The organism is Rothia sp. HMSC08A08 (assembly GCF_001808385.1).
In the GTDB taxonomy this organism is placed as follows: Bacteria; Actinomycetota; Actinomycetes; order Actinomycetales; family Micrococcaceae; genus Rothia; species Rothia dentocariosa.
In genome coordinates this window covers 23833-42433 of record NZ_KV793071.1, presented here as the reverse complement: position 1 = coordinate 42433, position 18601 = coordinate 23833, and the positions used below count along the sequence as shown (strand labels likewise).

The window sequence follows — 18601 nt, the reverse complement described above, 5'->3', positions numbered from 1 at the left end:
AATTGAATGAGTGCACTCTTATTTTATCGAAATTACTTGCGTTCGATAACTCTCGATCGCAAGTTTTCCCAATAATCTTTACACTCGTGTATATCACGCATATGTGGTGCCACAGCGTATGTCTTTAAAACCACTCTACTAGAGTATTGAGGTTTTAGTGCACGTCAGGCTTTACGGGCGCGGCGTGCGGCAAGTTCGTCTTCCGCGTCCGATACCGTCTGCATCTCTTCACTAGGTTGCCCATTCAGATTCGCTTCGATCTCACGCCAGACTCGCCCAATAGCAATTCCGAAGACACCTTGGCCAGCCTGTACGAGATCAATAACTTCGCTCGGCGACGTACACTCATAAACAGTGGTTCCATCGCTCATCAGGGTGATTCCTGCAAGATCCTCGATCCCCCGAGTATGAAGATGGTCAATAGAGGTACGAATCTGTTGTAAAGATACTCCGGTATCGAGAAGGCGCTTAACGATCTTGAGAACCAATACATCGCGGAAACTATAGAGCCGTTGAGTCCCAGACCCTGAGGCGGAGCGCACAGTAGGCACCACAAGCTCCGTACGAGCCCAGTAGTCAAGCTGCCGATAGCTAATCCCGGCAGCTTTCCTGGCAACAGACCCGCGGTACCCTAGGTTCTCGTCGACGATTGATACAGGATCTTTAAAAAGAACCCCCTGTTCACCACGCGGAGGTGGTGCCATCGGAAGAAGAACTTCAAACCCTTCTAACTGCTCGGCTGTACCATGCATATCATGGTAAGCCTCAGAAGAACGAGATCCAGTTTTTGAGGTATTCCCTGGTGTGGTCTTGTCACCGACGCTATATCGCGCCATTGGCAATACCTCCTTCTTATCCGATGTCCGTAGCCGAACGGGTTACTTCTGTTTGTTATCCTACCTTGTTACCCGTTCAAATGCACGGAAATACCGGGCACTAAGCTCCAGCAGTTTTTACACGTTTAGAGAGCAAATACATTACGGGATAAAAAGAGGAACCGCGCCTTCTGAAAGCTACGGCAGCCTTTATAGTTTAACCTATCTCTCCCTTTAGCATAAAACTTGCACATCTTCAGGGTGGGAGTCGAGCTTTAGTAGATTATTCTCCGCCCATACAACGTCTAAGCGCGCCTAAAATACGGTCATGGAAACATGTAAACCCTACTCATATTGAGCACTATATCCGCAACAAACCTTAAAAAATGGATGCGCAAAAGCGATCAACTTTCACGCATCCAACGCTGAGATTGAGTGATATTTTTCTTGGCAGGACTAGCCCCTACTTCGTAGACAGACGCAGAAGCCAGCGCAAGTTTCTAACTACATGCGTACGGAAAGTCCTAGTTATACGTCGGCATTGCCGACTCTACAAGGGTTGCATGCAGCTGCAGACAAAGTTTGCGAATCTTATCAGCTCGCTCTTGGGCCTGTGTCTGAGAAGCTGCATCACGACGCGAGGCTAAAGGAGCTACCGCGATCTCGACAAGAGATATTTCACGGTCTGCTGCGGATTTGAAAGCTCTCAGATGGCGGGGCTGAATGCCATGCCCCATAAGCTCAGCGCTAGCTCGGGCAATAAGCACATCATATTCAGTATATTTCGCATCTGCCTCATCATCCAGAAGTCCAAAGTCAATAAGCTCACGAATAAGCTCAACGGGCGCACCCGAGTACTCTGCGAGTTCACGAATACTGTATGTACGCCCCTCTGCAACGTTGGTGGATCCCAAAACCTGGTCCAACATCTCGTCCGAAACGGGTGCAGGTACAGAGTTAATGGCGCGACCCGCCTCAAGATCGTCAAGATGCTGACGAATAACCTTGAGCGGCATATAGTAGTCGCGTTGCATCGTCAAGATATACCGCAGGCGCTCGATGTCGGTTTGAGAGTACTTTCGATACCCAGTATCGGTACGTTTGGGGTGGACCAAACCACGCTCCTCCAAAAAACGAATCTTAGAGGCGCTGATCCCCGGAAAATCAAGATCCAGTTGGCTTAAAACCTGTCCTATAGTGCGGCTCTTAATATCTCGGGGGTCACGACTATCTTTGCCACGTTCAGCGCTCTCTACTAGAGCCTCTGCCCGAGCGAGATTGTCATCAATGCGGGAGTTCATAGTATTCCTTTGAGAAATTGTGCTCGTCAAAGCCACGCCGATGCGCAGACCGCCTCGGCGTGCTGCATAGTACCTAATCGGCTTCTTCGCAGACGGCGTTACTTGTTCTTTTGTATTATGAGTGAGTGAGGTTCAGATAATTTATCACAAAATGATAAACACTGAACCTTTGAGTCAATCTTATAGTGTTCCGTCTCAGAATTCCATTAGAAAACCGCTGAATAACGGCATTTTCGATGCCGAAAGATTACAAAACTTTAACTATCAAGTAGTAAAACAATACCAATTCATCCAAAAACCCTTATTTTTCCATGCGACATATAAGTATAGGTATTGATAAATTTTTAGAATTATTTGTATTTATTTTTCGTCACATTTTACAAAATTATCCGGTGATTACCGTCTTTTCGACGGTAATCACCGGATATCTATCCTACGCCTAGGTACCGGTAATTAGTCCAGCTCAGCCTGATAGGCCTCCGCTGAGAGAAGCTTTGCCACATCATCAGCATTTTCAGGACGAAGTTCGATAAGCCAGCCCTCACCGTAAGGATCGGAGTTCACCTGTGCGGGGTCATCAGCCAGCGCCTCATTGACGGCGACAACCTCACCGGCAACTGGTGACAGAAGATCGGATACGGACTTAGTGGACTCAATCTCGCCAAAGCTACCCTCAGCATCGAGGGAGTCACCGACAGAGGGCAGGTCTACATAAACCACGTCACCCAGCGCATCCTGCGCATGATCGGTAATACCGACGCGAACAGTACCTTCAGCCGAAAGGGGGGAAACCCACTCATGATCAGATGTGTACAGAAGTTCTGCGGGAACGTTGCTCATAGCAGCGATTTCCTTTCAGTGTGTTCTTGCTACGCACGGTTCTGTGCGAACCTCTCACGGTGTGGGACACGAGAGGCAATACACAAATTATCTCATAGATACGTAATGTTGAGCACGTTTTTTCCGAATCGTGTCATGGGTTCTCAGAAGTAATTTCCGTAAGGTTAAGATGTGCCTCGCAAATTTCACACATTGAAAATCAGACAGAATATAGTGAGATGCCTCGCCTCTACGTATAGCAGAGACGAGGCATCTCATTCTATTTAGCCCAACTCAGGCTAGAACCTCACTTATCGAGAGGAGATAACACTCTCTGAGAAGGGGTTCGGGTTACCGAAGCGGTGTGCGGTAATCGAAACGGCCTGTTCACGCAGGAAGGGGAGCATCTCGATACGACCAGCCTCGGTCACGGGGTGGAAGTACACAGCAACATCGGGACGACCACCCAAGGCCGTGTACACGGACTTGACGTCATCACCGATGTAACGGATACGAGTACCTTCAAGCGGAGTACCAGCCAGAGCGCGAACCGGAGTCTTAGCGTTAGAAGCCAAGTATGTGCGCCATGCTTCATCGGACTCGACCAGGTACTTGATGCCTTTGTTTTCAAGAATACCGCGTACAGCGACTGGCAGATCCTTGCCCACAGACAGAGCCATCGGCGCACCCGCAGCCAAGCCAGCAAGAACCACACGAACAGCCTCTGCGACAGAGGCGGATTCGTCAGCACGTACCAGAACCTGAGTGGGAACGTAACGCAGAATGTTACGCTCAACGCCAAGCTTCGAGGGATCGTAGCCGTAACCAAACTCGCTCTCCCAAGCCTCAGCATCCGAGGATGCCGAACGGGTCAGGAAGGCGAAATCTTCTGCGGTGCACAAATCGGCGTTATCTGCTGTTGCCAGAACTTCACGTACAGCAACTGACTGAGGAACAGCGGTTGCGGTAGCCTCGGTGCGCTCCCAATCGGACAATGCAATAAGGTAGCTGGGACCGCCTGCCTTGGTACCAGAACCAACAGTGGACTTCTTCCAGCCACCGAAGGGCTGACGGCGAACGATAGCACCGGTAATACCACGGTTCACATAGACGTTACCTGCCTGCACCTTGGAGAGCCAGAGCTCAAGCTCTTCAGCATCCAGCGAATGCAGACCAGCGGTGAGGCCGTAATCCGGTGCGTTCTGAAGCTCAATAGCTTCTTCCAAAGTATCCGCGGTCATGATGCCCAGGATCGGACCAAAATACTCGGTCATATGGTACTCAGATCCAGGCTTAACGCCTTCACGAACACCGGGACTCCATAGGCGACCGGTATCGTCAAGTTCCTTAGGCTGAATGAGCCAGCGCTCCCCCGGCCCTAGAGTAGTCAAACCACGCAGAAGCTTCTCTTCAGGCTTCTGTGCAACAGGCCCCATCTGAGCTTCAATATCCTGCGGATGTGCCACGTGCAGAGAGTTGACGGAGTCAAGAAGCTGACGACGGAAACGCTCGGACTGTGCGGCAGCGCCTACCAAGATGACGGTAGAGCCTGCGGAGCACTTCTGACCTGCGTGTCCAAATGCCGAGTATACAACATCCTTGACAGCAAGATCGATGTCAGCGTTGGGGGTCACGATGATAGAGTTCTTACCAGAGGTCTCGCCAAACAGCGGAAGATCATCGCGCCAGGAGCGGAAGAGCTCTGCCGTCTCGTAACCACCGGTGAGGATCAGACGATCAACCTCGGGGTGAGAGATCAAAACCTTGCCAGCCTCACGGTCAACAACCTTGACGAGCTTCAGAACGTCCTTGGGAACGCCTGCTTTCCACATGATCTCAGCAATCAGAGCACCAGTACGTGCGGTAATAGTTGCAGGCTTGAAGATAACAGCCGAACCTGCAGCCAGACCGGCAAGAACACCACCGGCGGGAATAGCCGTCGGGAAGTTCCACGGCGGAACAACCACGGTCAAATCAACCGACTGTACCTGAGCACCGTCAATCTTTTCCAAGTCCTCAGCAAGCATTGCGTAGTAATAGGCAAAGTCGATAGCTTCAGAAACCTCGGTATCACCCTGATCCAGAGTCTTGCCGGCCTCAGCAGCCATAACTTCCAGAAGCTCGGCACGGTGCAGGGCGATTTCCTTACCAACGTTACGCAGTACAGCAGCACGCTCAGCGCCAGAGAGACGACCCCAAACCTTACCCGATGCTTCAGCATCAGCAACAAGCTGTTCAGCCTCAGCGGCAGAAGTTAGCTCGTTTTCCTTCAAAGTAGCAATACCGATTTGAGTGGTCTTGGAACGCTCAAGGATTGCTCGGCCCCACTCACGGTTGCCAGACAGCGATGGGTCGGTATCGGGTGTGTTCTCAAAACGACCTGCGGGTACGAACACGTTATCTGCATTCTCAGTCTGACGGTTTTGATGGCGTTTGCCTTCCGGAACCTCATCAGTGACCGAGTTCAGTGAGCGCATAAAGCGGTCTTCTTCGCGCTTGAAGATTTCTTCGTCAGTTGCGAGATCAAAAATACCCGACATGAAGTTTTCGGAAGATGCGTTCTCTTCTAGGCGACGAATCAGGTATGCAATAGCAACGTCGAATTCCTTGGGGTTCACCACGGGCACATACAGAAGCAGGTGTCCCACACGACGGCGAATGATTTCTGCCTGCTGCTCGGCCATGCCGATCAGCATCTCGAACTCCACGCGATCCTTAACGCCGCGGTCTTCAGCCAAAAGCAACGCAAACGCAACGTCAAAGAGGTTGTGCCCGGCAACGCCTAGGCGGATGTTCTTCGCATGCTCGGGACGCAGTGCGTAATCGAGGATGCGCTTGTAGTTGGTGTCTGCAGCCTGCTTGGTGTCCCAGGTGGTAACAGGCCAACCATGCATAACACCTTCCACGATTTCCATGGAGAGGTTGGCGCCTTTAACCAGACGAACCTTGATGGAAGAACCGCCGTTAGCAACGCGCTCCGCTGCCCACGCCTGCAACCGCTGCATTGCGGCGAGAGTATCGGGCAGGTATGCCTGAAGCACGATGCCTGCTTCAAGATCCTTCAGATGAGGCTGATCCAGGATCTTGGTAAAGACCTCAATGGTCATATCGAGGTCTTTGTACTCTTCCATGTCCAGGTTAATGAACTTCTTGGGGGAAGAGGATGCGGCCAGCTCATACAGCGGAGTCAAACGTCGAACTGCTTCTTCGACAACTTCGTCAAATGCCCAGTGCTGATGAGGACCAGAGACAGCAGATACCTTAATAGAAACATAATCAACGTCGTCACGAGCGAGCAGACGCTTAGTCTCAGAGAGGCGATGCTCGGCTTCATTATCACCCAGCACTGCCTCACCCAGCAGGTTAACGTTCAAACGGTTACCACTCTTGGTAAGTTCTGCGATGGCATCTCCCAGTTTCTCTTCGGAAGCATCGACGATCAGGTGACCTACCATTTCGCGCAATACGCGACGCGCCACAGGAACGGTAGGCCACGACATCTTACCGGCCAGCTTACCGCCGAAGCCAACGGCGGACTTCATGTACCACGGCAAGAAGGAAGGAGCTAGACCAGAAATACGAGATAGGTTACGACCCGAAACGTTGTCGTCCTCAGGGCGAATGACGCCATCGACAAATCCAACGGTAAAGGGCAGACCCTTTGGGTCTTTCAAAACACCAGCCAGTTGCTTGGCAGCATAAGTTGGCTTAATGGACTGAGACTCAGTCACCCATTGACGAACGAGTGCACGAGCGTCCTGAGCCAATTTCTGGTAATGCTCAGATGCGAAAGGATGCGTCATCCTTGACTCCTAACTAACTACGGTGTGCTATAAGCACACGAAGCGTATTGATGTCTCTATTTCACCACAAAAGGGTATTGAATACCTCATTAGAAAAACTGAATGTTTTTGCCAATAATATTTTAGAATATCTAAATATTTTTGACGGCCGCAAATCCCCACTAAACCCCATGAAATAGGCGGAAGGGCCTGAGCGCACTACAAGCCAAACAACTACCACCCAACCCCACCTCATCCAACATTCAACAAGCACTTTAAACCTTAAAGATTTACGGCTTTAAACCAGACTTGTTTGCAATCAAAATACAGTACTTAGTACTGGACAAAACGAACAGAGTTCATTTATTACAAGAGAATGACATCCCAAAATGTTTATGAAAACTTTATCGTTGCGTCCGTCGTTTCTGCGACACAGAAAGTACCTATTTCGATACCATGAAGAAAAGCTTAAGGTGGTTTAAGATACCGCATCAGGTAGCCTAGTACTCCACAAAATGAGGGGCAGCAAGACCTATGCGAACAGCGCACCCTTATTCCACTAAACCAACCACGACCGCGCTAACTTAAGGAGACTTTATGTCTGTATCTGATATCCGGCGTATGCAAATGCTTCTGGAGATTCACGAACGCGGCACCATTATCGCTGCTGCGGATGCTCTCAGCTTGACCCCATCTGCTGTGTCACAGCAAATTGCAAACCTCGAAAAAGATACAGGTACAGCATTATTACAACGTGTTGGGCGGCGCGTTCAGCTCACGAACGCCGGTCTTGTCATGGTCGATAGTGCTCGTACTATACTGCGCGAGATAGACCGCATGCAGACAGCAGTAGCAAACCTTGCAGGAGAACCAGCAGGAACCGTGCGCTTGGCGATCTTCCAATCCGCTTCCTTTGCACTTCTGCCCCGCGCTATCAAATACCTCGAAGAACATGCACCGCGTCTAATTCTGCACGTTCTACAGATCGACCCAGAGACGGGAACTTCACTCACTCGAAGCCGCGAGTACGACATGGTTCTTTCAGAGGCTTATCCGCACCATCCCATCCCCGAGTATCCAGACCTGCACTCTGAGCTTTTGGTAGAGGATCCCCTGAGTCTTATCGTTCCTGAAGATTCCAGCATCAAATCTCTCAAAGAAGCCAATGAATTGCCTTGGGTTCTTGAGATGGAGCAGAATACATCGCGCCAATGGGCTATCAATCAGTGCCGCACTGTAGGGTTCGAACCAGATATTCGGTACAGCGCAAACGACATGATCACTAATGCAAACTTGGTGCGTTCAGGATGCGCAACCACTATAGTGCCAGGATTCGTACTCTCAAGCCTATCTAACACAAAGGGTATTCGCACAGTAGATCTTCCGGGTAAGCCTTCACGCAAGATCTTTACCGCAGTGCGCACAGAGTCCGCGAAGAATCCGGCCCTAGTAATGGTTCGTGATGCGCTTCAGCATGCCGTTAAAGAAGCATTCGGCTCATAACAAGAATTCTTTAACACTATTTCTCCATCACGGCTCGGGCGAGTTTTTCGTCGAGCACCAGGTCTGTAATAGCGCCCGTACGCAACGCTCCTCTTAGCGCTGCCGCACGGTGCGTTCCGGAGGCTACGCATATACGACGAGGAATGCGGGAAAGCTCTTGAGGGCTGGGGCCGGATGCCCGACGGTTAATCTCAAGGTCATTCCAGCTTCCGTCCTCCCGCAGAAGCACCGTACATATATCGCCAACCACTCCCTGCTCACGCAGTAAGCGCTGTTCTGCCGCATCAAAGTACCCACCCGAGTACACATGAGAGGGAATAGCCCCTCCGAAAGCACCAATACCGAAAACTGCTACATCGACCCGGCTTTGCACCTGCAGTGTTGCTTGGATGCTCCGCTCGCGCCACATCGCAGCTTTGGTATCGGCAAAGTCAAAGAATGCGGGTACCGGAAAATGAATCATGTAAGCATCGTAGGCGCTTACCATGCGTCCCAGTAGCGTGCCTAAATATGGTATTCCAGAATGATGCGCATTCCCTGCCCCGTTTAATTGCACCACGCTCACCCCCTCTAGTGGTCGTTTAGGAAGATGCCGCGAAACCTCTGTGAGAGTTGCGCCCCAGGCCACCCCGATGCTTGTGCCGTTATCGACTAGCGAATCAAGAATTTGCGCGGCAGAACGCGCAACCTGGCTCATCCTAGCGATTGGGGTAGCATCCTGCTTGGTATTCACAAGAGTAACGCGAACTTTGTACCGCTCCCCCAACCGTTTTTCGAGCTCATGTCGGGTTCTATATGAGTCGTCGAGGCGAATCTGCACCATGCCTGTCTCGCGCGCATTTTTGAGTAAACGCGAGATAGTTGCGCGTGAAACTCCTAGGCGGGATGCAATAGTATCCATTGTGAGATTCTGGATGTAATACAGCTGCGCAACCTCGTAGGTTTGGCTGAGTCGTTCGTTCATTCGTTCCTAACCTTAAGTGAAAATCCGTTCACTCCACTTGGTAATTATTTCACCACTAGGTTTTACTTGAGAGCAATACGTCCTCGGTTCGGCATATAGTCCGGCCTCCATACTCACAAGAAGAAAGATACCTATGAGCTCTCAACAATTTGCGCAACTCTCGCACCTAACAACAGATTCCCGTGCACGTGCCCTAGCTGAGATGAGCAGCGGTACTGAACTTGATGTTCTGGTAATTGGCGGCGGCATTACTGGTGCCGGTATTGCCCTTGATGCGGCGACTCGCGGCCTACGTACGGGTATTGTGGAGGCCGGAGACTGGGCTGCGGGCACCAGCGCTTGGTCCTCAAAACTTATTCACGGTGGCCTACGTTACCTCTATAACCTAGATTTCAAACTCGTAACCGAGGCTCTCAAGGAACGCGGTCTGTTACTCGAAAAAATTGCACCTCACCTTGTACACGCGCAGCCCTTTTTGTGGCCATTGAAGACACCGGTCATTGAGCGCTCCTATTCCGCTATCGGTATTGGCATGTACGATGCTCTCGCATACTTCGGTTCGCGTGGCAAAAAGGGAGTTCCTTCGCAGCGTCACTTTACAAAAAAGGGCACCAAAACAGTCTTCCCAGATATCAAAGACTCCGCTTTTACCGGCGCTATTCAGTTCTACGATGCCCGTGTAGATGATGCCCGCCTGGTCGTTGATGTTGTTCGCACCGCCAGCGGTTATGGTGCCCTGGCTGCCTCACGTACCCAGGTGGTGGGTATTGATAAAGACACCTCTGGCAAGGTGGTAGGTGCGCGACTGGCAGATCTTGAAAGCGGACAGGAACTCACGGTCAAAGCCAAGCACATTATTAACGCCACCGGGGTCTGGACCGAAGAATCCGAATCTCTGGCAAACCCGGATGCCGGTCTTGAAGTACTCGCTTCTAAGGGTATTCACATTGTCGTGCCGCGTGATCGTATCCAGGCTACCAGCGGTATTTTCACGAAAACCGAAAAATCAGTGCTTTTCATTATTCCGTGGCAACGCTATTGGATTATTGGCACGACCGACACACCATATACCGAGGACCGCGAGCGCCCCGTGGCAACACGCCAGGATATTGATTACGTGCTGGAACAAGCGAACAAACTGATTGCTAACCCGTTGACCCACGACGACATCATCGGTACCTATTCGGGGCTGCGCCCCCTCTTGCAGCCGAAGGTTAAAGGTGATGGTGCACAGTCCACCAAGGTGTCTCGTGAGCATACTGTTACGGAAGTTTCCCCCGGTATGAGTGCCATTGCTGGCGGCAAACTGACTACCTACCGCGTAATGGCGGCGGATGCGGTTGATTTTGCACTCGGTGATCGTGCTCAGGAACGTCCGTCGGTGACAGAGACTATCGCGCTGGTAGGCGCCGAGGGATATCGCGCTATTGAGGCGGGCCGTGGCCGTTACGCGCAACGCTATGGTTGGGATGAAGACCGTATTACCCATCTGCTGGAACGCTATGGCGCGCAGATTGAAGATCTTGGTGCGCTTATTGATGCTGATCCGGATCTTGGCGAACCTCTTAAACATGCACCGCAGTTCTTACGCGCCGATGTCGTGTTCGCTCTTCGCTACGAAGGGGCCCTGCACCTCGAGGATGTACTGGTTCGCCGCGTGCGTCTAGACCTTGAACAGCGTGATCGCGGGTTGGCTGCGGCCCCTGAGATCCTTGAGATTATGCGATCCGAACTCAACTGGGATGATGCGAAGGTCGCGCGCGAACTTGCACTCTACACCGAACGGGTAAAAGCTATTCGCGAGGCAGAGTCCACTTCTACCGATGCTGAGGCGTCTGCCAAGATTGTGGCTGTAGACCCGGTGGCTCCCCGCAGGAAACTCAGCGTGCAACATCACTAAAACTTGTGCGAAGCTCAGAGTTTCGCTCAATACAGCCGCAGGATACGGCCTTTATCGTTGCCGTATCCTGCATGGTATGCCTGTTTGATTTAGTATTTTTCCAGCAGGCACACCACCCATAATTTTGGAATCCTACGATATGTTGTATTCCGTGGGATTCCTCTACCTCACAAACGCACCGTCATAGCGCATCCGCAATGGCGCGACCGGGCTACACTGTAACGTGCCTTAGGGCGGATGTCTTGTACGGCGACGAAAGGAAAAATATGTCTCTCTTGGCTGCAACCATTCCCGTACAGGCGGTAAGCCTGCTGGTGGGAGATAATGGTGTTGCTACCCATCTTGGGCTTTTTGCTTCCGAGCTCTTTGGAACGTTCATTTTGATTCTTCTGGGCGCTGGCGTGGTCGCCGGTGTCTCACTCCCCAAATCATATGCGAAGGACGCCGGATGGGTTGTCATTACTTTTGCTTGGGGGTTTGCGGTTTTTGCGGCCGTTTATCTTTCTGGACCTTCGGGTGCGCATCTTAACCCGGCGGTTACCCTTGGTTTAGCGGCGGCCGGTAAAGATTTGGCTAAGGGTGTTCCAGCAACTCCAGAAAACATTGTGATCTATATTGTGGCGCAGATTCTTGGGGCTTTCCTAGGTGCTGTTGCCGCGTTCTTAGCCTATAAGAAGCACTTTGATGAAGAGCCCGGTAATCGTCTGGGTATCTTTGCGACCGGTCCCGCGATCAAGTCTTATGGCTGGAACCTGGTGACGGAGATTCTGGGTACCTTCGTACTTGTTGGCTGGGTCGTTGCCTCCGGGCAGACTCCCTCCGGCTTGGGTCCGTTGGCTGTGGCACTTATTGTGGTAGCTGTCGGTATGAGTCTAGGTGGACCTACTGGGTACGCTATCAACCCTGCGCGTGATCTTGGCCCTCGTATGGCCCATGCTGTTCTGCCTATTCGCGGTAAGGGCGGCTCGAACTGGGCATATTCCTGGGTTCCGATTCTGGGCCCCATCATCGGTGGCGTATTGGCTGGCTTGAGTGTGCCTGCAGTCTTGGGATTCTAGAAACCACTACACAGGTTAAAGATATTTTGGTGAGTGGGCATAACCCATTATTCCTTGTTATGGCGCGGTCATGCGCCCCCAACCATTTAAGTGAGGTTACTCATGACTACTTCCTTGCATTCGGCAACTTTGGATGTTGAACGTAAATACATTATGTCTATCGACCAGGGCACCACCAGTTCCCGAGCTATCCTTTTCGATAAGGCGGGCAAGATCGTTTCTGTGGGTCAGCTTGAGCACGAGCAGATTTTCCCCAAGGCAGGCTGGGTTGAGCACAACCCCGTTGAGATTTGGGATAACGTGCGTAAAGCCGTTGCAATGGCGATGGCAAACGGTGAGGTAAACCATCACGAGATTGCTGCAGTGGGCATCACCAATCAGCGTGAGACCACAGTGGTGTGGGATAAAAACACTGGTGAGCCGGTCTATAACGCAATTGTCTGGCAGGATACCCGCACCCAAGAGATTGTCGATGAACTTGCTGGCGATGACGGTGTGGGTAAGTACCATGACATCGTGGGCTTGAATCTCTCAACCTATTTCTCAGGGCCCAAGATTAAGTGGATTCTTGATAACGTTCCCGGCGCTCGTGAACGTGCCGAACGCGGTGATCTACTTTTTGGCAACACCGACAGCTGGGTGGTGTGGAACCTGACCGGCGGCGTTGATGGCGGTGTACATGTAACCGACGTTACGAATGCATCCCGCACTTTACTCATGAACATTCGTACTCTTGAGTGGGATCCGCAGATCGCTGCAGATATGGGCATTCCCATGAGTATGCTCCCCGAAATCAAGTCTTCATCTGAGGTCTACGGCTATGGTCGCCCCACCGGTCTGATGCGCGGCACACCCATTGCCGGTATTCTTGGCGATCAGCAGGCGGCAACCTTCGGACAGGCTTGCTTTGAGAAGGGCATGGCGAAGAACACCTACGGCACCGGTAACTTCATGCTGATGAACACCGGAAATGAGCCTGTGTTCTCAGATAACGGTCTTCTGACGACCGTGGCGTATAAGATTGGGGAAGCTGACCCCGTTTATGCCCTAGAGGGTTCGGTCGCGATGAGCGGTTCGCTAATTCAGTGGCTCCGCGATAACCTGGGCATGCTCACCAACGCCTCTGATTCCGAAGCACTAGCAACCTCGGTTGAGGATTCGGGCGGTTGCTATGTGGTTCCTGCATTCTCGGGCCTGTTTGCACCGCACTGGCGTTCAGATGCGCGCGGCGTGATCGTGGGCTTAACCCGCTATGTAAACAAGGCCCATATTGTGCGCGCGGCGTTGGAGGCAACCGCTTTCCAGACCCGCGAGGTGTTGGACGCGATGAACGCCGATTCCGGTGTGAAGCTTTCCGAGCTGCGTGTGGATGGCGGTATGACCGCAAACGAGTTCCTGATGCAGTTCCAGGCAGATATTCTGGGGGTTCCGGTGATCCGTCCGAAGGTTATTGAGACTACTGCGTTGGGTGCCGCCTACGCAGCCGGTATTGCGGTCGGTTTCTGGGACGGCGAGAAAGACGTTGTCGAAAACTGGGCTGAGGATAAGCGGTGGCTGCCTGCCATGGAGCAGTCCGAGGTAGACCGCCAGTACCGCCTCTGGAAGAAGGCCGTGGCCCGTACCCTCGACTGGGTGGATGAGGACGTACCGACTTCCTAAGAATTTTCTTCGTACATAAAGCCCGCACTCTTTTGCGTAAAACGCACAGCACCGCTGTTCGAGATATGCAAAAGAGTGCGGGCTTTATATTCTTACTGTATCCTGTACATTTTGCCGCATATCGTACGCTTCTACCCTACGAAATTGCAGGAAAATGTACGGGGTAATTACAGCACGTGTCTATATCAGGTATGAGAAGAACCCTAGTTACCAGCAATAGCAGGCCAATAGGTTTGCCATCCTCCCGCGGTTCGGGCCGCTTTGCCTGCTTGGACGATTAACCCATGTAACAGTGCATACTCTTCAACGCTCAATACTTCAGAACGGATGCGTTCATCGCACGCTTTACGTGCTTGCGCATAGGTGGTGTAATCTCCCCATCCAGCCGCTGCGAGAAGCCTGCGCGCATAAGCATCGTAAATAAACACACCTCGGTGGTAGGCATACAGCAAAATATCGTCAGCGGTTTCCTCACCTACGCCCTTCACCCCGAGCAACGATGCTCTCAACTGTGCATCACCCATGGATTCAGCAAGGGTATCAGTAGTGAGGAACCAATCGGTGACGGTTTGCAGATAGACGGTTTTAGTGCGCCAATATCCTGAGGGTCGGATCGCGTCTTGCACCACAGCCGAATCAGCTGCAGCAAGTGTTTCAGGAGTGAGGAGGTTGAGGGTACGCAGGTTTGCCAATGCGGTTTCGGTGTTCGTCCACGTGGTATTTTGCACCAATACTGCGCCTACCAGGATCTCGAACTTTGTTTCGGCTGGCCACCACACACCCACATCAGGAATCGCGCGCTGGAGCACCGTCATCATCTGGCGCATCGATTCCATAACAGACCCTTCCAATAGATTTTCGCGTAACCCATGGTGCATCTGAAATCATAAAAGAGTTCAATTTCAGCACCTTCACACTTGATATGGATTGAAAACCAGCAATCTCTATTCGGAATCTGAGCTCTCTCTTCTTACAGCGTTGGCAGACTACGCCGTCGAGTAGTTGGGCGACCCAAGACAAGATAAATGCTATTCGAATTTTAAGAGACAACTCTAGCCATCCAAGTACGAAGCATAGGAATCTCGTTCGGGGCAACCGTTGCGATAATGCGTTCACAATCTGCACTAGTTAAAGCTAAATAATCTTCTGGGACATGATATGCATCTCTGAGTTCTCCTGCATACACACCTGGGAAACCACCGCCCATCAGAAAAGGTGGCCCATTATCACCAATAAGCACGTGATCAGGATCAGTGTCTAACATGGTCAACGCACGGTCATAGAACTCATACCCACCAATAACAACGGTCTCTTGGCTGGTCTCAAACTGTATATCTATATAATAAACCGGGGCAAAAAATAGCCGCTTGTGTTTACGAGCATCAGGACTGATACTCACGCGCATCGTCGAAAGCGGGAGAACCAGCACGCTCTGAGAATAGTCTCTGGCTTCCTGCTCGCTAGAAAAACGTATGGGCATCTACGCACTCCCTTCAGCACTGCGCATGTCTAGGGTATCAAACCTATCGAAAAAGCAGTCAGCGTCTCAGATGATTAGGTGATACGCCTAGAAGGATAGAAATATCCCGTACACTTTGCCGCATCTTCGTAGGGTAAAAGCGTACGATATGCAGGAAAGTGTACGGGATACGAGTCTATCATCGCAGGATTCGCAGGGTTAACTAGAGATGCCCTCAGGTTCTTCAAGCATCTCTGCACGTAGTTTTGCATCACGTTTACGCACGCGACGAGCATTGTATTTATGCCCTACGGGGTAGAAAAAATAAAGTCCCACAAGAATAAAGAGAGAAATCATCATAATACTCGTGAATATTCCAGAGAAAACTCCGGCGCTCCCCTTTTCTGCAATATCTTTTGCAATATTGTTCATGACCGATCCTGGCAGAGTCATTCCGCACAGAACGTAAAGACAAAATTGCCACCATTGGTAACGCACAAAATTTCTACGGAGAGCATAGGTAACAGCGGATTGCAATTCGGTATATCGCATTCTGAGGTTTTGCGGTGCCCGCTGAATATCCTGAATGCGCCTTAGTGCCTTGGACGCTTCAAGAGCGGCTTCGTAGGAAACGAAAACCGGCTTACCCTCAAGCTCAATTGCGTGTGCCTCAGCAGCGCGCAAAAACAGGCTGGTCTGCGCATCAGCCAGAGAGGAATCGTCCTGTCCCTGCCGTCGCTTATGCGCGCTAACCGTCATGTTCTCAGCGGTATCGAATAACTTTGCGCGAGCCGATACATAGTTAGGTTCTAAGGGGTTCAACTCAATGAGTTCCCCATAACGATCGATCGCAGTTGCAATATGTCCCAGATCGACGGCAATAGCTGCTTCAAGTTCTAGAGCTTCCTCGTAGGTTACGGGAAACCCGGAATTGTATGCCAATCGTCGACGTGCTTGGATAACATTAAAATATGCGGTATTAAGTTCCCCTCTATACCGTTGAGCGCAAGCTAGTCCATATAAACCTACCGGGTCTTCAGGTGCTAAAACGTTGAGTTTTTGCGCAGCGAAATAAAGATTTATGTCATCACTATCATCAAGATAGTCAAGAACTAAATTACGCCAGTAATCTAGGTTTGGCACCGAATGTACGGTATGCGCGCCCACAGTTTTTTGCGGGTAAGTCAAGGAAGTCATCTTTGGGTCCCGAACATATAAGTGAAAGAGTGAGTATGTAAGTTTTATTTTACCCAAAATAACTAAAAAATTTAAAAACAACTATGTATTTTATATCATATTTTTATATAATAATATGCAATGTAAAGTTTTTCTACGTCATGTTTTCGCGGCAGAGTTTATGATTAAGGAAGTAAAAACACAAAGGAGCTGTCATGAGCGAGAAGAAACTTAAAGCACCACAAGAACTCATTAACAACACAGCAAAACGCTGGCACAGCCTCATCGACAGCCCAGTAGGACGCCTTTATCTTGCAGCAAGCACCAAAGCTCTTACCGGGCTTTGGTATGAGGAACAGACACATTTTCCTATACCAGACGAGCTCGGTGAGTTTATTCCAGACCCCTCGGCAATCGCTGCAAACAGCGAGCCAGCGCCTGCAGCGAGCATCCTTAAGCACACCACTCGCGAACTGCAGGAGTATTTCGCCGGCAAACGTACAACCTTCACAATTCCTTTAGCGCCTGAGGGAACAGATTTTCAGCTCATGGTATGGGAATATTTATGTTCAGTCCCCTACGGATACACCACAACCTACGGAACCATTTCGCGTGCCGTGGGACCGGGAGCACCCGCACAGGCGGTCGGACAAGCTGTTGGGCACAATAAAATTTCAATCATCATCCCCTGCCATCGTGTTTTGGGGTCTAATGGCAAGCTCACCGGCTACGCAGGCGGGCTCAACCGCAAACAATTCCTTCTCGGCCTCGAGGAACCTGCAGAAATTCGCGAGGGTCGACTCTTTTAGACTCTCGACTATTTTATCGAAATAATATTCTATAGTTGCCTTCCAGCTGAATTTCTATATACTATACTAGTACATATTTACGATACTAGGAGGTAGTCATGGCGTCAGATAATTCTGCGAACGCTGTCGCTTCTGGCAAAGTCGAAACGAGTGCAGACCGAAAATATCCTGCTTGGGTACGTCATGACCTTGAACGCGACTACTACGATAAGGAGTGGGGCATACCTATCACCCATGAAACCGGGATGCTTGAACGGGTGTGCCTCGAAGGATTCCAGGCCGGGCTTTCGTGGTATACAGTCTTAGTCAAAAGGCCAGTGTTTCGAGAAGTCTTTGCCGATTTTGTTCCTGAAAAACTTGCAGCCTTTACAGACGATGATGTCGAACGGCTACTCCACGATAAACGTATTATTCGGAACAACCTCAAGATTCGCGCCACGGTCTCAAATGCGCGCCTAACTCTTGACCTGCGCGAGCGTGCAGCTGCTGGAGACGAGTCATTAGCAGGTTTTTACCTCCCAAACGGGTTATGGGTTGAACCTGGTTTACCCGCTTTTATCTGGTCTTTCCTTCCCGAAAGCACTATTACTCCAAGCACCCTTGAGGAGGTTCCTACACAAAACGACGTCTCTGTAACCATGTCGAAAGCATTCAAGAAGCTCGGAGGCAAATTTTTGGGTCCAACCAGCTGTTACGCCTTAATGTGTGCCATTGGTATGGTGGATGCGCACCTAGTAGACTCACACCGGCGTGGGTCATCAGGCTTATTTACTCCCGAGGGAGAGTTGCATCGGAGCTCATAGGTACAAAGGTTTTTGGTTAAAACGAAAAGATCCCTGCCCCGCCTACTGAAAGGCGAAAGCAGAAACCTCTATCATGTTGCAAGCTCGGTCTTATTTCGTGAAGCTCTGCGTTATGACACCATCGTGAAAAGCAGTACGAGAGATAGGATTGGCGGTACACACTGAATCAGCGCGGGTTTACGCTTATCCGGTGAGGTCGCGAAGAGATAAATTCCCGCGACGGCCATCGAACCTAGACCGGCAAACATGAGGGCAATGCCAACTTGAGGCAGACCACCAACCCAGAACGCTAACAGGCCGGTTGCTGCGATCCAGGCCAGCATGAGATTGTAGAGCCCTTGATTTGCAGCCATTTCTTTGGAGGCTTCGGCAAATTCTTCCGTGGTACCGAAGGTATTCCGACCCCGAGGTTTAGTCCACAGGAAAGTCTCAAGAATCCAGATATACACGTGAATAGCGATGGACACGAATGCGAAGACCGTGACGACGCTTGCCAAGGTAGACATTGTTATTTCCTCTTTCTCGAAGGTAGTCGGTAAATCAAGCACCAATT

15 protein-coding genes are annotated in these 18601 nt (G+C 50.9%); 6 read left to right on the top strand and 9 right to left on the bottom strand.

Annotated features, from left to right (window positions below; all coding sequences use genetic code 11):
• Positions 1-164: 164 nt before the first annotated feature.
• The 4 genes from HMPREF3164_RS05545 to HMPREF3164_RS05530 form a co-directional block, all read right to left on the bottom strand.
• Complete coding sequence (locus tag HMPREF3164_RS05545; protein WP_004004369.1) at positions 165-752, bottom strand: MerR family transcriptional regulator; 588 nt, start codon at positions 750-752, stop codon at positions 165-167.
• A gap of 587 nt (positions 753-1339) precedes the next feature.
• Positions 1340-2116 carry a transcriptional regulator FtsR gene (locus tag HMPREF3164_RS05540; RefSeq protein WP_004004368.1) on the bottom strand — a complete coding sequence of 259 codons (777 nt, stop codon included), beginning with the start codon at positions 2114-2116 and terminating at the stop codon, positions 1340-1342.
• A 453-nt stretch (positions 2117-2569) separates the two neighbouring features.
• Entirely contained in the window at positions 2570-2956 is a 387-nt protein-coding gene (gene gcvH, locus HMPREF3164_RS05535; protein ID WP_004004367.1) for a glycine cleavage system protein GcvH, read from the bottom strand.
• A gap of 290 nt (positions 2957-3246) precedes the next feature.
• Positions 3247-6738: a bifunctional proline dehydrogenase/L-glutamate gamma-semialdehyde dehydrogenase gene (locus tag HMPREF3164_RS05530; protein ID WP_004004366.1), complete on the bottom strand. Its 3492-nt coding sequence runs from the start codon at positions 6736-6738 to the stop codon at positions 3247-3249.
• 576 nt (positions 6739-7314) lie between these two features.
• Between HMPREF3164_RS05530 and HMPREF3164_RS05525 the strand changes: the two genes are divergently transcribed.
• Positions 7315-8220, top strand: coding sequence for a LysR family transcriptional regulator (locus HMPREF3164_RS05525; RefSeq protein ID WP_048754844.1), 906 nt, complete (start codon positions 7315-7317; stop codon positions 8218-8220).
• Positions 8221-8236: 16 nt separating this feature from the next.
• On the opposite strand, the gene HMPREF3164_RS05520 is transcribed toward HMPREF3164_RS05525, so the two are convergent.
• The gene (locus HMPREF3164_RS05520) at positions 8237-9184 is read right to left on the bottom strand and encodes a sugar-binding transcriptional regulator (RefSeq protein WP_070449472.1); all 948 of its coding nucleotides are present in this window, start codon (positions 9182-9184) and stop codon (positions 8237-8239) included.
• A 133-nt stretch (positions 9185-9317) separates the two neighbouring features.
• Between HMPREF3164_RS05520 and HMPREF3164_RS05515 the strand changes: the two genes are divergently transcribed.
• The 3 genes from HMPREF3164_RS05515 (at position 9318) to glpK (ending at position 13801) form a co-directional block, all read left to right on the top strand.
• Positions 9318-11084: a glycerol-3-phosphate dehydrogenase/oxidase gene (locus HMPREF3164_RS05515; RefSeq protein ID WP_070449470.1), complete on the top strand. Its 1767-nt coding sequence runs from the start codon at positions 9318-9320 to the stop codon at positions 11082-11084.
• A gap of 266 nt (positions 11085-11350) precedes the next feature.
• Complete coding sequence (locus tag HMPREF3164_RS05510; RefSeq protein ID WP_070449468.1) at positions 11351-12142, top strand: MIP/aquaporin family protein; 792 nt, start codon at positions 11351-11353, stop codon at positions 12140-12142.
• Between the two features lie 102 nt (positions 12143-12244).
• A complete protein-coding gene (glpK, locus tag HMPREF3164_RS05505; protein WP_070449466.1) occupies positions 12245-13801 on the top strand; it encodes a glycerol kinase GlpK in 1557 nt (518 codons plus the stop codon).
• A 203-nt stretch (positions 13802-14004) separates the two neighbouring features.
• On the opposite strand, the gene HMPREF3164_RS05500 is transcribed toward glpK, so the two are convergent.
• The 3 genes from HMPREF3164_RS05500 to HMPREF3164_RS05490 all read right to left on the bottom strand — a co-directional run bounded on the left by HMPREF3164_RS05500 (position 14005) and on the right by HMPREF3164_RS05490 (position 16457).
• A complete protein-coding gene (locus HMPREF3164_RS05500) occupies positions 14005-14637 on the bottom strand; it encodes an endonuclease III domain-containing protein (protein WP_070449465.1) in 633 nt (210 codons plus the stop codon).
• Between the two features lie 203 nt (positions 14638-14840).
• Positions 14841-15281, bottom strand: coding sequence for a hypothetical protein (locus HMPREF3164_RS05495; protein ID WP_048751994.1), 441 nt, complete (start codon positions 15279-15281; stop codon positions 14841-14843).
• Between the two features lie 198 nt (positions 15282-15479).
• Positions 15480-16457, bottom strand: coding sequence for a hypothetical protein (locus tag HMPREF3164_RS05490; RefSeq protein ID WP_048751995.1), 978 nt, complete (start codon positions 16455-16457; stop codon positions 15480-15482).
• A 194-nt stretch (positions 16458-16651) separates the two neighbouring features.
• Between HMPREF3164_RS05490 and HMPREF3164_RS05485 the strand changes: the two genes are divergently transcribed.
• The gene (locus HMPREF3164_RS05485) at positions 16652-17245 is read left to right on the top strand and encodes a methylated-DNA--[protein]-cysteine S-methyltransferase (RefSeq protein ID WP_070449463.1); all 594 of its coding nucleotides are present in this window, start codon (positions 16652-16654) and stop codon (positions 17243-17245) included.
• 98 nt (positions 17246-17343) lie between these two features.
• On the top strand, positions 17344-18048 hold the full coding sequence (locus HMPREF3164_RS05480) for a DNA-3-methyladenine glycosylase I (RefSeq protein WP_070449462.1): 705 nt from the start codon (positions 17344-17346) through the stop codon (positions 18046-18048).
• A gap of 110 nt (positions 18049-18158) precedes the next feature.
• On the opposite strand, the gene HMPREF3164_RS05475 is transcribed toward HMPREF3164_RS05480, so the two are convergent.
• The gene (locus HMPREF3164_RS05475) at positions 18159-18554 is read right to left on the bottom strand and encodes a DUF1304 domain-containing protein (protein ID WP_013398811.1); all 396 of its coding nucleotides are present in this window, start codon (positions 18552-18554) and stop codon (positions 18159-18161) included.
• Between the last annotated feature and the right edge of the window lie 47 nt (positions 18555-18601).